Source organism: Paenibacillus sp. ACRRY (genome assembly GCF_022346995.1).
Taxonomy (GTDB): domain Bacteria; phylum Bacillota; class Bacilli; order Paenibacillales; family Paenibacillaceae; genus Paenibacillus.
The window spans coordinates 21,089-34,913 of record NZ_JAKRNM010000012.1 but is presented as its reverse complement, the minus strand read 5'-3'; the positions used below and the strand labels follow the sequence as shown (position 1 = coordinate 34,913).

General features: G+C 48.0%; 11 protein-coding genes. All 11 read left to right on the top strand.

What is annotated here, in order from left to right:
• Positions 1-69 precede the first annotated feature (69 nt).
• The 11 genes from MH144_RS26285 (at position 70) to MH144_RS26235 (ending at position 13,818) form a co-directional block, all read left to right on the top strand.
• The gene (locus tag MH144_RS26285) at positions 70-1,113 is read left to right on the top strand and encodes an EAL domain-containing protein (protein WP_239305229.1); all 1,044 of its coding nucleotides are present in this window, start codon (positions 70-72) and stop codon (positions 1,111-1,113) included.
• 199 nt (positions 1,114-1,312) lie between these two features.
• The gene (locus tag MH144_RS26280) at positions 1,313-3,433 is read left to right on the top strand and encodes a methyl-accepting chemotaxis protein (RefSeq protein WP_239305228.1); all 2,121 of its coding nucleotides are present in this window, start codon (positions 1,313-1,315) and stop codon (positions 3,431-3,433) included.
• A 140-nt stretch (positions 3,434-3,573) separates the two neighbouring features.
• A complete protein-coding gene (locus MH144_RS26275; RefSeq protein ID WP_239305227.1) occupies positions 3,574-4,866 on the top strand; it encodes an arsenic transporter in 1,293 nt (430 codons plus the stop codon).
• A 506-nt stretch (positions 4,867-5,372) separates the two neighbouring features.
• Positions 5,373-6,311 (top strand): phosphate ABC transporter substrate-binding protein PstS family protein, encoded by a 939-nt coding sequence (locus MH144_RS26270; protein WP_239305226.1) that lies wholly within the window; start codon positions 5,373-5,375, stop codon positions 6,309-6,311.
• Positions 6,312-6,426: 115 nt separating this feature from the next.
• Positions 6,427-7,362: a phosphate ABC transporter permease subunit PstC gene (pstC, locus tag MH144_RS26265; RefSeq protein ID WP_236146679.1), complete on the top strand. Its 936-nt coding sequence runs from the start codon at positions 6,427-6,429 to the stop codon at positions 7,360-7,362.
• Positions 7,363-7,364: 2 nt separating this feature from the next.
• Entirely contained in the window at positions 7,365-8,252 is an 888-nt protein-coding gene (pstA, locus tag MH144_RS26260; protein WP_239305314.1) for a phosphate ABC transporter permease PstA, read from the top strand.
• Positions 8,253-8,264: 12 nt separating this feature from the next.
• Positions 8,265-9,020, top strand: a complete 756-nt coding sequence (pstB, locus tag MH144_RS26255) for a phosphate ABC transporter ATP-binding protein PstB (RefSeq protein WP_095291715.1) — start codon at positions 8,265-8,267, stop codon at positions 9,018-9,020.
• Between the two features lie 238 nt (positions 9,021-9,258).
• On the top strand, positions 9,259-10,314 hold the full coding sequence (locus tag MH144_RS26250) for a phosphotransferase enzyme family protein (protein ID WP_239305225.1): 1,056 nt from the start codon (positions 9,259-9,261) through the stop codon (positions 10,312-10,314).
• A 207-nt stretch (positions 10,315-10,521) separates the two neighbouring features.
• Positions 10,522-11,232 (top strand): response regulator transcription factor, encoded by a 711-nt coding sequence (locus tag MH144_RS26245; protein WP_239305224.1) that lies wholly within the window; start codon positions 10,522-10,524, stop codon positions 11,230-11,232.
• Positions 11,229-12,692, top strand: a complete 1,464-nt coding sequence (locus MH144_RS26240; protein ID WP_239305223.1) for a sensor histidine kinase — start codon at positions 11,229-11,231, stop codon at positions 12,690-12,692. Before MH144_RS26245 ends, MH144_RS26240 begins: the two co-directional genes overlap by 4 nt.
• A 34-nt stretch (positions 12,693-12,726) precedes the next feature.
• Positions 12,727-13,818, top strand: coding sequence for a LolA family protein (locus MH144_RS26235; RefSeq protein WP_239305222.1), 1,092 nt, complete (start codon positions 12,727-12,729; stop codon positions 13,816-13,818).
• Positions 13,819-13,825 lie beyond the last annotated feature (7 nt).

The following is a 13,825-nucleotide window of genomic DNA, read 5'->3' as shown; positions in this document are numbered from 1 at the left end:
TACAAACTTTGGGTATATACCATTAAACATTAATTGAAATAGAAACATAAACCGGCAAGGGGGTTCTACATGAATTGCAGTGGCTGCAGTCCAATCTATCCAATTGAGGATCAAGGTACTCTGTATCTGCGTCCCGTTTTCCCCGTTTTGCTGGAAGTGCTGAGAACGTTGGGTGTGCATGTTGAACATTCGGAAGAAGCGATATGGATGACCTATACGGATGCCGAATCTGTACAGAACTGGCTGGAAGCGATTCAGAAGCTCGAAACCATCCGTCCAGAATCCATTACAGTACAGGTAACTCCGATTCATGAACAAGCGGACCAGGCAGGCTGGATTAGTCTTCAGATGCTGGAATCTCGATTCAAGCATGCAGATCTGGTATCGATTATTTTGAACAATCAATTCAGCAGTCATATGCAGCCTATTGTTGACGCACATGAACAAATTATCGGATTCGAGTTTCTGCTGCGACCTTCCGAGAATGGAACTCCATTTAGCCCGTATGACTTGTTTGAGGTTGCCCGGGATACGGGTTTACATTCCTTTTTGGATCGGACCGCAAGAATCACTGCAATCGAAACAAGTGCAGCTTTTTTGCCTCATGGTGTTAAACGCTTTGTGAATTTCCTGCCCTCCTCTATATACAATCCTGAATTTTGCTTGACCCATACGTTTGAAGCGATTGAACGCTTGGAGCTGGACCCCAAGGATTTTGTGTTTGAAGTTGTGGAAACGGAACAGATCCAGCATATGTCCATTCTCCAACATATTTTTTCGGTGTATCGTTCCCGTGGAATGTCGGTTGCGCTCGATGATGTCGGGGCAGGGTATTCGACCATTGAATTGATGAATCGGCTGGAGCCCGATTTTGTCAAGATTGATCGTAGTCTGATTGATCAGTGTGATCGTGACCCGGTTAAACAACAGCAAATTATCGATATTGTGGAGATGTCACGCCGCTTCGGGGGACGTGTGCTTGCCGAAGGAATCGAACGCATGGAGGAGTTTGATTTTTGTCGTTCCGTAGGCATCGAACTGGCTCAGGGATATTACTTTGGCAAACCGTCGGCTAAGCCGCCACAGGGTCCTTATCGCCAAACATCTGCCTAAATAAATGCCTTTTTAATATGTACATATAAACAAGTCACTTCAGATTAGCGGAGTGGCTTGTTTGACATGTCATGTAAAATTTTGTAATCAAACAATTATGAACTTGAGCCGATATATAAGATAACCCAGTCGTTAGATTAGGTATAAAGATAAGGGTTAAGGTCGACAAGGAAAGGTCCTACATACGAACAAAGACAGATTGAACTTTTTAGAGGGGGAGAAGCAGATGGGGGAGAATCTGGACCAAGGGCAAGCGAAAAAAGCTGCCAAACCAGTCAAACAGAAAGAAAATAAAATAAAAAAGAAGAAAAAGAAAAAGGGCTTTGTCTGGAGTATACGAAATAAATTACTGGTATCCTTTCTGGCCGTATTGCTGGTGCCCAGTCTGATCATTGGAATGATCACACTGTTGATTGCCGATCGCACAGTAGAAGGTCAACTGATAGATAGTGCCAAACAAAGTGTAAGCACAACGAATTCAATTATTGAAAACCATGTCAATGCGAAGATTCATGATATCAATTATTTTGCCGATTCCATTCGGACGGACATGCTTAATGAGGATAGTGGTATTTCTGAAGTGGAAGTGAAGTTACAGCAGTATGTCGGATTGCATCCCGATGCGTTGAATATATTTGTAGGAACTGAAGATGGGACCATGGTTAGGGGAAAAGAAACAACCGGCAGTGCACAAGGGTCCAACTATGATCCAAGGGAACGGGAATGGTACACGCTGGCAATGGCCAACCCGGGCAATCCCGCTGTCTCAGCCGTGTCCAAGAATACGGATGGAATAACAGTCGTGTTTATCTCCAAAACACTGGAAGACCAATCAGGTGTGGTAGGTCTGTCTTTGGATCTAACGGAACTTAGTGAACAGACTTCCATTAAGGTGGGCAAGGAAGGGTACGTTATCATCATGGATCCGGAGAGAAATTATATCTCCTCACCTGTGGTGGAATCTGGCACGCAAGAAACGTCAGAGGCTTTGGATCCCATGTTTGCAGCTCAAGAGGGATCGTTCGATTACACCTATCATGGTGACTCCAAAATGATGATCTTCTCCACTAATGAAGCAACGGGCTGGAAGATTGGCGGAACGATGTTCCAAAGTGAATTGTCCCATGCCAGTAAAGACATTCGGATGGCAACCTTAATTGTCATTCTGGCTGCGACCTTCCTCACGCTAATATTTATTATCTGGTTTACACGTTCCATGCTGCGTCCAATCCGGCGTCTGCAAGAGTCTGCTCGTGCGGTAAGCAAAGGTGATCTGACGGTTAAAATGGAAACCGGACGAAAAGATGAAGTCGGTGATCTCGCCAAGTATTTTGAGCGGATGGTAGATAACCTTCGAATGATGATTCTGGGTGTTCAGGAAACGACGGAGCAGGTGTCGGCTTCCTCTCAGGAATTGTCGGCAAGCGCGGAGCAAACGACCAAAGCCATTGAGCACTCGACACTCTCCATTCAGGAACTTGCGGAAGGTGCAGAGCAGCAAGTGAAGAGCGTGACGGACGGATCGGGGCAGATGAGTCGTATGGCCGAAGATGTTCGCATCATGTCTGAACGTGTACAATCCATTACGCAGAACATGCGGAATACATCCGGAGCAGCTTATTCCGGTAATGAAGCTGCGGGACAGGCCGTGGATCAGATGAGCAGCATCCAGGAAACGGTGGAACAACTGGCAGTGGTGGTGCAGTCCTTGAATGCACGTTCCACCGAAATTGGAAACATGGTTAATGTCATCGCCACCATCTCCAAACAGACCAACCTGCTTGCACTGAACGCGTCCATCGAAGCGGCGAGAGCGGGGGATGCTGGTCGCGGATTCGCAGTGGTAGCAGGTGAGGTTCGGAAACTGGCGGAAGAATCCGGCAGCTCTGCAGCACAAATCGGTGAACTCGTTCATAATATTCGTCTGGATATGGATGCTGCCATGAATGCCATGACGGCTGCCCAGACTCGGGTGGAGGATGGTATTCAGGCAGTAAATACTTCAGGGCAGTCATTCGCACAGATCCGTGAAGCCGTTGAAGATGCAGCCCATACGCTTGATGATCTGTCTCAAACAACGAAGCAGCTTGAGGAAGGGGCGGCTCGTGTTGCCCAAGCCATGAATGATATTTCCGTCGTGACCCAGGAGAGCGCTGCGAATACAGAATCCGTGTCCGCTTCGTCTGAGGAGCAGCTGGCATCTGTAGAGGAGATTGCCTCGTCATCGGCACATCTGAACAGTATGGCGGAACAATTGCAAGGCCTGCTCGGCATGTTCAAAATGGTGGAAGATACGCCAAAGAACAAGGACCAGGCATAACGCGGTACTAACACTAGTTCATACAATAAAATAAAGATAGACAATCCTCCTGTTGCCCTGTATAACTATAACGTTGGTTTTTCTCTTAGATTGCGGTGTATTTATAATAGTAGTAACAGGGTGAAGGTACAGGAGGATTTATGACATACGTAGCTATACTAATCTTTGCATTAACCGTTACATTGGTGATCTGGCAGCCTCGTGGACTGGGTATTGGCTGGTCTGCCTCAGGTGGAGCGGTGCTCGCCTTGCTATGTGGTGTCGTCAGTCTGAATGATGCCTCTGATGTGGCGTCCATCGTATGGAATGCAACACTGGCATTTGTCGGCATCATTATGATTTCACTGATTCTGGATGAGACTGGATTCTTCGAATGGGCTGCACTTCATATGGCGAGACTCGCTGGAGGGAATGGCCGCAGGTTATTCATCTACTCCATTTTGCTCGGAGCAGCAGTGTCTGCTTTATTTGCCAACGATGGTGCTGCGCTTATTCTGACTCCGATTGTTCTCGCCATGGTGCGTGCGCTGAAATTCGATGAACGTATGGTACTTGCATTTGTCATGGCAAGCGGGTTTATTGCCGATACTACGTCACTGCCGCTGATTGTCAGCAACCTGGTGAATATTGTGTCAGCCGATTATTTTGGAATTACGTTTGTGGAGTATGCTGTGCGGATGATTGTTCCCAATTTCTTTTCCATTGTAGCGAGTACAGGAATGCTGTATCTGTTTTATCGTAAAAGTATACCTCATCGCTACGACATCTCCGCCGCGCGTGATCCCAAGGAAGCCATTCGCGACCCGCGGATGTTCCGTATTGCCTGGTATATGCTTGCGCTGCTTTTGATAGCCTACGTCTCCAGTGAATTTCTGCCGATCCCGGTATCGGTTATCGTGGGCGCCGTCGCGCTGCTATTCGCCATATTGGCACGCAAGAGTGAAGCAGTTGACCTGAAACGTGTTGTCAAGGAAGCGCCTTGGTCCATTGTGGTCTTCTCGGTAGGCATGTACATCGTTGTATACGGACTGCGTAATGCTGGATTAACAGATCATCTGAGCCGCTGGCTGGATGCCATAGCAGAGCATGGCCTGCTGGCTGCATCGATGGGCATGGGATTGATTGCAGCAGTATTATCGTCCGTGATGAACAATCTGCCAACTGTATTGATTAACGCGCTGGCGATCCAGGATGCACATACCGAAGGCATTGTTCGAGAAGCGTTGATCTATGCCAACGTGATCGGGTCTGATCTGGGACCAAAAATGACACCGATTGGTTCGCTGGCCACATTGCTATGGCTGCATGTGTTGTCGCGGAAGGGTGTGAAGATTACGTGGGGATATTATTTCAAGACAGGTATCATCCTGACGATCCCGACATTGTTGATTACATTGGCTGGACTGGCTCTATGGCTGTGGATTTTGAATTAGTAGAAAAGGCTGCTTTTGCTCTGGTGCCATGCACTTGAGAAGGCAGTTTTTTTATTTTCTTCTATATATGAAGTTTAAATACATCTAATCAACCATTAAAAATAGACCGGCCCTTTTGGGGCTGGTCTATTTTGTTCTCTTACCTCTTCCAGACGGTGGATTGAAACGTCTGGAAGCGACCATACAACACCGAAGCAGTGGAGGGGACGGAATCGATTCTGAAGAAGCGAAGCGCTCGCCTTTGTCTCCGATTTTTAACATATAAAATATATGATCAAGAAAATTTGGAGACAACAGCGATCGGAAGAACGATCCGTAACCGGAACGGTCGCTCACGGAGTTGTTTTCACTTCCATTTATTTCAAAACACCGCCCATAATTTTAACATTGCGTTTACAAAACATTGATTTTGAGATGACATACCGAAACTACAATGATAAAAGAGTTGATGGTGATCAAACAAATTCACAAAACGCCATCACTACATTGGGGGAGGAAAACAAAACATGTTTAAAAAGTTGCCGTTTATTTTGATGACCTTAACGTTCGTACTGGTACTCGCAGCATGCGGATCCAAAAATGACGCTGGTACAGAGGGCGCTACAAGCAATGGTTCAGGAGCAGGCGGAACAGAAACAGCTGCTGAGCTTAGCGGAAACATCCTGGCTGTTGGTTCAACAGCACTGCAACCTCTGGTAGAGCAAGCTGGACAAAAATTTATGGCAGTTGATGAATATAAAAATGTAACAGTGCAAGTGCAAGGTGGCGGTAGTGGTACGGGTTTGACTCAAGTATCTGACGGACAAGCTACAATCGGTAACTCCGACGTATTTGCAGAAGAGAAGCTGGAAGATGAAGCAAAAGCAAAAGAACTGGTTGATCATCAAGTAGCAGTAGTAGCTATCGCACCAGTAAGCAACAAAGATGCAGGTGTTGAAGACCTGACGAAACAACAATTGATCGATATCTTCTCCGGTAAAATCACAAACTGGAAAGATGTTGGTGGTGCTGACCAAGCAATCGTTATCGTTAACCGTCCTAGCAGCTCCGGTACTCGTGCAACATTCGAGAACTTCGCTCTGGGAACGAAAGTAGAAGATATCCAAGGTTCCATTCAAGAAGATTCCTCAGGTACAGTTAAGAAGCTTGTATCCGAGACTCCAGGAGCAATTGGTTACCTGGCACTGTCTTACCTCGATGACAGCTTGCAAGTCCTGAAGTACGAAGGCGTTGAAGCATCCGTTGAGAACGTAGAAGCTGGAACATATCCAGTGTGGGCTTACCAACACATGTACACTAAAGGTGAGCCGGATGCAGCTACAAAAGCATTCCTCGACTACATGCTGAGTGACGAAATTCAACAAACAGACGTAACGGAACTGGGTTACATTCCAGTATCCGGTATGAAAGTAAAACGCGATGCAGCGGGTAACTTGACTCAATAATCTTTGAACTTGCGCATACAGCGAGAGAGGCGGACTAAGGTCCTGCCTCTTTACGCGGTTTTTGAATGAAATAATCCCATATTTTACATTACTCTATTATAGAAGGATGGTTGTTATGGAACAGACCGAAGGGGGAACGGTAATGAACAGCAAGATCAAGTCACGCCGGCCCTTGAGAGAGAAACATTTCTGGGAAGAGTGGACAGGACGGATCTATACGTCGATTTGTGTCGTATTGTTGATCGTGGTCATGTTTTCCATCGTTTATTTTGTGGCGTCCAAGGGTCTCTCAACCTTTTTTAAGGATGGTGTGAGCCTGAGTGAATTCCTGTTCGGCAAAACGTGGAGTCCATCATCAGAACCAGCAGCCTATGGAGCATTACCGTTCATCACCGGTTCCTTCACAACCACCCTGCTGGCCGCTTTGATTGCAAGCCCGCTCAGTTTGTGTGCGGCACTCTTTATGACGGAGATTGTACCGGGTAAAGGGAAAAAGATACTGCAGCCTGCCATTGAATTGTTGTCCGGTATTCCGTCTGTCGTATACGGTTTTATCGGTCTGAGCGTTATCGTGCCTTTATTGCGCAGCATCTTCGGCGGAGCCGGCATCGGGATTGCAGCCGGATGTTTGGTTCTATCCGTAATGATTCTGCCTACCGTAACAAGCATTATGGCGGATGCTCTGTCTGCTCTGCCCAAAGGTTTGCGTGAATCGTCCTATGCTCTGGGCGCTACGCGCTGGCAGACGATCTACCGCGTTATTATTCCAACGGTTCTGCCAGCCTTGCTGACAGGGATCGTTCTGGGTATGGCTCGTGCCTTCGGTGAAGCACTTGCCGTACAGATGGTTATCGGTAATGCACCGCATGTACCGACATCCTTGCTTGAATCAGCTTCTACACTAACAAGTGTAATCACCCTGAGTATGGGTAACACCACAATGGGTTCGGTTCATAATAATGCACTCTGGAGTATGGCACTTGTCTTGCTTGTGATGACGTTTGTATTCGTCATTCTGGTTCGTTTGCTCGAAAGGAGAAACCGGGTATGAAAATGAAGGCGAAAACGGTCGATAAAATTGCTACATCCATCATAGTTGTTTTAGCCTTGTTCATCGTGGTATTGCTGCTCGGTTTGCTGGGATTCATCCTGTTCCGGGGAGTAGGGCAAATCAACTGGCACTTCCTGACGAGTGCGCCGCAGCTGCTCAAAGGGGGCGGCGGAATTGGACCGCAGCTCTTTAACTCCATCTTCCTGTTGATCTTAACGCTCATTATCACCATTCCGCTCGGTTGGGGCGGAGGAATCTATATGGCGGAGTATGCGAAGCCAGGCAAGATTACAAGTTTTATCCGATTGGTTGTTGAGGTATTGTCCTCCTTCCCGTCGATCGTTATCGGTTTGTTTGGTCTCTTGTTGATTGTTAATACGTTCGGCCTTGGCTTCTCCCTAATCTCGGGTGCCATGGCGCTCGCGATATTCAACTTGCCGCTCATGGTGCGGACAACGGAACAGGCTTTCCGGGCCGTTCCGAAAGAACAGAAGGAAGCGGGCCTGGCACTGGGTCTGTCCAAATGGAAGATCATTACGTCCATCCTGCTGCCTGTGGCGCTGCCAAGCTTGATTACCGGTACAATCCTGGCTTCCGGCCGGATCTTCGGTGAAGCGGCAGCCCTGATGTTTACAGCAGGAATGAGTAGTCCACCACTGGACTTTACGGACTGGAATCCGACAAGCCCAAGATCGCCGCTTAACCCATTCCGTCCGGCAGAGACACTTGCCGTTCATATCTGGAAAGTCAACAGTGAAGGCATTGGGCCAGATTCCAAGGAAGTGGCAGCCGGAGCATCTGCGGTGCTTGTTATCCTTGTACTGGCGTTCAATCTGAGTGCACGCTGGATCGGCCGGGTGGTATACCGCCGCATGACAGCTTCGAAATAAGGAGGAACCAACATGGCCATACCTTTTGGTACGGAACAGTTAAGCATATATTATGGGCATTTCCAGGCAGTCAAGCAGATCAGTCTCGCGTTTCCTGAAGCCAGCGTTACAGCGCTGATCGGACCTTCCGGTTGCGGTAAATCCACGTTTTTGCGGTCCCTCAACCGCATGAACGATGAGATTTCCGGTTCCCGCACAGAGGGGCATATCTGGATGGATGGTAAAGACTTGAACGAGCCAGGCACCGATGTGATCAAATTGCGCCAGAAAATCGGCATGGTGTGGCAGAAGCCAAACCCATTTCATAAGTCCATCTACAATAATATCGCGTTTGGCCCCCGCTACCGCGGTATCAAAGGTAAGAAGGCACTGGATGAAATCGTGGAGAAAAGCTTGCGCCGCGCCGCGCTGTGGGATGAAGTGAAGGATCGACTGAATGAGTCGGCCCTGTCTCTCTCTGGTGGACAACAACAGCGTCTGTGTATTGCCCGCGCACTATCTGTTGATCCTCAGATTTTGCTGCTCGATGAGCCGGCATCCGCGCTGGACCCGGTATCAACGGGTAAAGTGGAGGAGCTCATTTCCGAGCTTAAGAAGGATCTCCGAATCGTAATCGTAACCCATAATATGCAGCAAGCAGCACGTATCTCGGATTATACAGCGTATTTCTATCTGGGAAGCATGATTGAGCATGGGGATACAGAACATATCTTCACCAACCCCGACAACCGTTTGACGCAAGAGTACATTATGGGACGTTTCGGTTAAGGAAGTTGCATGACATTGGATGGAGTCTAATATAAAGCAATAAATAGAGAAGAAAGCATAACACTCAATCGACAACGTTTGGGGTTATGCTTTTTTATATTTTAATAATGGTAGAGTTTGCCATAACAAAAACAATCATGCTACGATAACCAGAGTTACAAGATGAGTAGTGCACTGATCTATGTTTCTGAAGGTAGAGATGACGAGTTGGATATCTAGAATTCTGAAGGAGATGTTGATGATCACAACGGACCGTGAACGATTCCTGGACAACTTGGTTAAGGATGCGATAACACGCTATCCCTTAAGGAAGCCCTCGGCCTCCTTTATCCGTCACAATGAGAACCTGACATATCATATAATCGACGAAGCAAGCGGACAGAAGTATCTGCTGCGTATACATAAAGCTGCTTTTGCAAGTATGACTGGTATTCAACATACACGTCCAGCGCTGGAAGCGGAGATGAGTCTCCTTCATGAATTAAAATCAACTACCGGATTACGCGTGCAGATACCTGTTCGTAATACGTCGGGAGATTGGGTTACCGTCTGCTTCTTGGAAAGCGGGGAAGAAATCTGCTGCACCATGCTGGAATGGATTGAAGGCAGGGATATTCAGCAAGGGGAGCAGCTGACAACAGAGCAGATTCATGACTTAGGGATGCAGATGCAGACACTGCACCAGTATGGTCGCGTACAGGATAGACCTGATACAACCGACGTCGGATCAGAAGCGAAAGATGGCTGGACAGGCCAGTCTGAAGTTCGTCCATCATATGGAAGTATCAAGGAAAATCTGAACATGCTTGGGCAGCTTGAGGAAGGCGTCAGATTGGGCATATTTTCACCTGAAGACATCGCCTTGATACGTGAGACATTCGGGAATATCAACAAGCAGCTGGAAACCTATCCTATTGGCCCAGAAACATGGGGAGTGATTCATGGTGACATCACCCGGGGGAATCTGCTGGTGACGGAACAGGGAATCTCCATGATCGACTTCTGTTTATATGGTTATGGCTATTATCTTTTCGATGCTGCAGGTGCAGCCTTGATCTTCAACGGGGAAGAACGGGATATCTTCCTGTCGGGTTATACCAAACAAACAGCTCCACTCACCGAACAAGAGATCAGGCTGATGGAAGGATTCATGCTAATTTTTACGTTCGGTTATTTTGCCTTCCAGATGGCCAATGAGTCCAGGCATGCATGGATGAAGGAACGGATGCCGAAGCTCTGCGGCAAATATTGCAGACCCTACGTCGAGAACCGCAGTATCTTCTATGAAATATAAGATCGTTATTTTATACAGTAATGAAGACATCACGACATCACGACCACATGCGTCAACCAATGTATTTGGGGCGTCCTGAACTCAGGGGGCTCTTTTTGCGTACTATTTGTTTCTTATTTCAAGAACGCATTTTATGAAGAAAGTATAAACTCTGCGGAGAGAAAGATGTATTTCGCTACAATACAGTCATGGGAGGATGAAGCAGCGATGAGAGACAACGTGAACATATTGCTGGTGGAGGATGATCCGGAAATTGCCCGCATTTTGATGGACCATCTTCGGCGTGAGGGATATGGGGTGACTTGGGCTTCGAGCGGTCTGGAGAGCTGGGAAGATTTCAGGAAAGGGACCTATCAGCTGGTCTTGCTCGACCTGATGCTGCCGGAGATGGACGGGTTCACAGTATGTAAAAATATCCGGCTGATCAGCGATGTTCCGCTGCTCATGATGAGTGCACGCATCGAAGAGGAGAGCAAGGTCAGAGGTCTTGGTCTGGGGGCCGACGATTATATTACCAAGCCGTTCAGCCTGGCAGAACTTACAGCCCGCATTGAATCCCACCTGAGCAGATATCGCAGATATCAGGGCATCAAGCCGGAATCGACCCATCAAGAATACAACGACGGCTTGTCGATCAACCCATTGAATCAACAGGTGCAGCTTCACGGGGAAGATGTCGTACTGACGGGCAAAGAATGGGCTTTGCTCACGCTGCTCGCCTCTCATCCGGGCCGTGCATTCACCAAAACGGAGCTGTATGAACATGTGTGGAACCAGCCAGTAGCAGGAAGCTCAGGTACGGTTACCGTCCATGTAAAAAGCCTGGGGGCCAAGCTGGGCGACGAACCTCATCAACCACGCTGGATTCAGACCGTGTGGGGCAGCGGATACCGATTCATAGGAGATATAACGGAATGAAGCTGAAGTACTGGTTGATGATTGCTTTTCTTATTGTGATGCTGCTTCCTGTCGCTGCAGGTTGGGCATTATTCTCCCTATACAACTACTATAACGACCAGCGCTCCGTAGCGGAATATGTAGAGTTAACCGGACGGCTGGCTCCCATCGAGAAAAGGTTGTCCGATCCGGGCCTGTACCGTCTGCAATCGTCGGATGCCTATGCGTCACTCTCTGGACTGGCTAGTAACCAAGTGAACGTAGACCTCTATCTGCCTTCAGGGATCCGGGTGTATACATCCGGCGGGGATACCTGGGCTGCCGGAGCTTATACGGTTAGGGGTTCGGAACTATATCGGGATCTGTACGACATGCAGATTCGTCATCGCACGTTTACGCTGAAAAAACCGGTATGGGAAAAGGGTGAATTGATTGGCATTTACGAGATTACCATGCTTCGCGGAGAGTGGCTGGAAGGCATCTCGGTTCGGACAACCTGGGTCGTTGGGTTCGCTGGTGTTTTCTTTATCCTGTTATACGGCACGGTGCTCTGGCTGCTATCCAGAAAGCTCTTCCGTCCGATGAGACATCTAATGGACCGAATGCATGCATTTGCACGGGGGGAAGTCCCCGTGGATAACGTACCGACACGTCGGGATGAAATGGGCATGCTGCTGGAGCAATTTGGTGCGATGCAGGAGAAAGTCAGGCAGACTCAGGCAGAGGTGGAGAAGGAGCAAAAAGAGAAAGAGCTCATGGTCGCTTCGCTGTCTCATGACCTGAAGACGCCATTAATGTCCATCAGTGCCTATGCGGAGGCACTTAGTGTTGATACTCCGCTGGAACCGTCAGAGAGACGGGACTACCGGGATGTGCTGTTTGGTAATGTGGAACGCATGAAACACATGATTAGTGAACTTGAAATGTATACGGCGCTGGGTTCCAGTGAATTGGAGATGGCGATGGTTGAGGTGGAAGGAGAAGAGTTCTTCGATATGCTGCTCGGAAGTTACGGAGGACTCGCCGAGCGTGGACAGATTGAGGTGAGAACGGTTGTCCGCACAGACTGCCTTTACCGGCTTCATCCCGAACAACTGATGCGTCTGACAGATAATTTGATTAACAATGCACTGCGTCATACAAGCATGAACGGTTTGATGGGTCTGGGGGTGATTGCTTCAGATCAGCCGCTTCCGGAATGGGTTATTCCAACACTGGCGTTGGAACTGGAGCAGTACAGAACGGGATCAACATTAATTCTGGTACAAAATGAAGGGATTGCTATTCCCGAAGAACAGCTGGATCGTATTTTCGAACCCTATGTTCAACATCAGAATCAGGAAGAGAAGGTGTATGCGGGCAGTTCGGGTCTCGGATTAAGCATAGCCAAACGGATTGCCATCAAGCATGGGGGGGAGATGCGCATGTGGTCGGCTGAAGGATACGGCACGCTGGCTGCATGCCGATTGCCTGAGATGTAATGCCCTTAAACAAAACAAGAGAGGATGAACAATAATGATGAAAAAAGGATGGATGATGCTCGGCACAGCTTTACTTGCGGGGTCACTGCTCGGAGGCTGCGCAGAAAAGGATCTGGTTGGCCTGTCAGGAGATGAGATGATCGAGAAGGTTGTCACTGCAGAAACAAAACCCGCTTCGTACTATGCCGAAGGTGTAATGAAAATGTGGTCAGATGACAAATTGACTCACACCATGCACATTAAGGAATGGGTCGACGGAGAGACTGGGCGTAAGCGCACCGAAACAGAGGAGAATGGCAATATCAGCTACGCGGTCAATAACGGAACAGACATTACCATTTACGAAAAAGAGACCGGCACGGCGTATACGATGAACGTATCTGCTATGGGACAACAGCCTGAACAGACTCAGAAGCAGATGCTGGTGGATCAGCTGGAACGGTTGCGAGATTCCCATGATGTGGATATGATGGGACAGGAAGAGCTTCACGGACAGGAAGTCATTCACATCAAGCTGATGCCAAAAGAGGAAGGCACCTTATCCATTTCCTCCGAGTATTGGGTCGACCCCAAAACGTGGATGATTGTTAAAGTCATTAGCACATATGGTGATGAAAAGTCAGAAATGGTCTATGATCCGATTCAATATGATCCCGAATTTTCTGAGGATACGTTCCTAATCGACATTCCCGAAGAAGTGGATGTGCAGAATCTGAACGATCTGAGCCAGAGTTCGGAAGTGAGTCTGGAAGAAGCCGAACAAGCTTTGGGCCAACCCTTTTTACAGGATTTAAATGGTGAGCTGGAGCTGTCACGGGTGGAGATGTATTCATCAAGCGGAGAGTTCGGCAGGGATGAAGTGACCTTGTATTACGTCAACAACGATAAGGTTGAAGTGAATCTGACGGTATTCAAGGCGCCGGATGAAAATGTGGATGATACACTGCTGCCGGATGAGTCCAAGGTGAAGGTTCGGGATACCGAGGGTTCGTATATGAAGAGCATACGGAACATATCATGGAGTGAGAATGGGCTACGTTACTCCATCATGGGTGAGAACGAGGAATGGACGAAGGAGAAGCTTCAGGCTTGGGCGAAGGATCTGAAGCTTCCTAATCAGCCTTAATTTTGAA